This is a genomic window from Moorena sp. SIO4A1 (genome assembly GCF_010672065.1).
In the GTDB taxonomy this organism is placed as follows: Bacteria; Cyanobacteriota; Cyanobacteriia; order Cyanobacteriales; family Coleofasciculaceae; genus Moorena.
The window spans coordinates 1-1,828 of sequence record NZ_JAAHHX010000466.1; the positions used below are offsets into that span (position 1 = coordinate 1).

The 1,828-nt window shown below is 46.9% G+C and carries 4 protein-coding genes; 2 read left to right on the forward strand and 2 right to left on the reverse strand.

Annotated features, from left to right (window positions below; all coding sequences use genetic code 11):
* Both F6K53_RS39525 and F6K53_RS39530 read left to right on the forward strand, forming a co-directional pair.
* The coding region (locus F6K53_RS39525) for a rhodanese-like domain-containing protein (RefSeq protein WP_293085443.1) at positions 1-365 on the forward strand (365 nt) is incomplete at its 5' end.
* Between the two features lie 110 nt (positions 366-475).
* On the forward strand, positions 476-817 hold the full coding sequence (locus F6K53_RS39530; RefSeq protein WP_293085446.1) for a hypothetical protein: 342 nt from the start codon (positions 476-478) through the stop codon (positions 815-817).
* 21 nt (positions 818-838) lie between these two features.
* Here the strand turns inward: F6K53_RS39530 and F6K53_RS39535 are convergent, their stop codons facing one another.
* The gene (locus F6K53_RS39535; RefSeq protein WP_293085448.1) at positions 839-1,423 is read right to left on the reverse strand and encodes a DJ-1/PfpI family protein; all 585 of its coding nucleotides are present in this window, start codon (positions 1,421-1,423) and stop codon (positions 839-841) included.
* A 185-nt stretch (positions 1,424-1,608) separates the two neighbouring features.
* Positions 1,609-1,828, reverse strand: a 220-nt coding sequence (locus F6K53_RS39540) for a DUF4351 domain-containing protein (protein ID WP_293085451.1), incomplete at its 5' end; no start/stop codon positions are given.

Sequence of the window (1,828 nt, forward strand, 5' to 3'; positions counted from 1 at the left end):
CTAAAGAAGAGGAAGCCAAACGCCAGATGGATATCAAAGAGATGAATGTCCAGGAGCTCAAGGAACTCATGGATAGTGGTGCGGATGATTTTGTTTTAATTGATGTCCGCAATCCCCATGAGTATGATATTGCTAAGATTTCTGGCTCAGTGCTAGTGCCATTACCGGATATTGAACAGGGTTCTGGTGTAGAAAAAGTCAAGGAGCTGGTTAATGGTCATCGCTTGATTGCCCATTGCAAAAAGGGAGGTCGCTCAGCGAAAGCCTTGGGAATTTTGAAAGAGGCTGGTATTGAAGGGATTAATGTTAAAGGAGGTATTACTGCCTGGAGTCAGGAAATTGATTCATCAGTACCGCAATATTAAACAATATTGTGAACCAGTCAGGGGCATTGCTTATCCTTTGAAGGCAAAAGGCAAAAGGCATGCTAGCAATAGGCAAAAGGCATGCTAGCAATAGGCAATAGGCAAAAGGCATGCTAGCAATAGTCAAGAGGGTTTTAAGCAGGGAACAGAACTATGTCTTAACCTTGTCTTGGACTGCTATAGGAACTGGATCTGTCTTGATGCAAAGCGCGAGTGGGGGAAACCACGGCAAAGCGCGAGTGGGGGAGACCACGGCAAAGCGCGAGTGGGGGGAACCACGGCAGTCGCTCATGGGGGAAACCCCCAAGACCGCGCTGCCTCCCCAAGACCGCGCTGCCTCCCCAAGACCGCGCTGCATCGCTGGCCACGGTAACGCGAATTCCATTAGTTGTATTTGGATGTATTTGGTGCGATCGCAGATGAGTTTGCGATCGCTATTTTATGTATATTAGACCTCACCCCATGGATAAGTCCTATGAATGCTCAATGCGAGTACCTAAAACTTTGAGGAATTCTGCTAGCCACTGGGGATGAGCAGGCCAAGCGGGAGCTGTTACTAAATTACCGTCTACTATTGCTTGATCTACTGGGATGTCAGCATAGGTTCCACCAGCACGGGTAACATCGGGACCACAGGCTGGATAAGCGGAACATTTTTTACCCTGAATTACATCTGCTGCTGCCAACAATTGAGCACCATGACAAATTGCTGCGATTGGTTTGTTCGCTTGGGCAAAGTGCTGCACGATTTTGATCACATCTTGATTGAGGCGGATGTATTCTGGTGCTCGCCCCCCTGGAATCACTAGGGCATCATAATCTTCAGGATTGATCCCATCAAAGGTGGCATTGAGGGTGAAGTTGTGACCAGGCTTCTCCGTGTAAGTCTGGTCTCCTTCAAAGTCATGAACCGCTGTGCGAACAATGTCCCCAGCTTTTTTGTCAGGACAGACAGCATCAACGGTATGTCCTACCATCTGCAACCCTTGGAAGGGAACCATCACTTCGTAGTCTTCTACAAAGTCACCTACGAGCATTAAGATTTGCTTTCCGGCCATGTTATCACTCCTGTGGGAATCGGAATAGCTCTTGAGCAATCCTAATCTATCAAGGTTCTGAGGTTGTTTGCGTAGCGTGGCCTTTTGGCCAAGGTTGTCTGTCAGAATGAAGAATGTAGAATGAAGAATGCAAAATGTAGAATCTATAATTCTTAATTCTTAATTCTTCATTCAAAAATTGGGATTTATTTCTCCAACCAAACTGCTAAATCCGTTGCGGTCTTAAAATCCAACAAGGCTTCACTCAATTCCTCCAATCGAGTAATCGATAATCCCTCAATCTGCTGTTGGAGCACAGGGTCAAGTAAACCTAACCTCAGGGTTAGTTGACGCATCACAATTAATACCGCTTCCTCCTGCTTTCCTCGGTCGAGTCCCTGCTGGAGTCCCTGCTGGAGTCCCTGC

What these genes read in the sequence shown, in the direction of transcription:
- F6K53_RS39530 (WP_293085446.1), top strand. Translation starts at nt 476, where the DNA reads ATGCTAGCAATAGTCAAGAGGGTTTTAAGCAGGGAACAGAACTATGTC.
- F6K53_RS39535 (WP_293085448.1), bottom strand. Translation starts at nt 1,423, where the DNA reads ATGGCCGGAAAGCAAATCTTAATGCTCGTAGGTGACTTTGTAGAAGAC.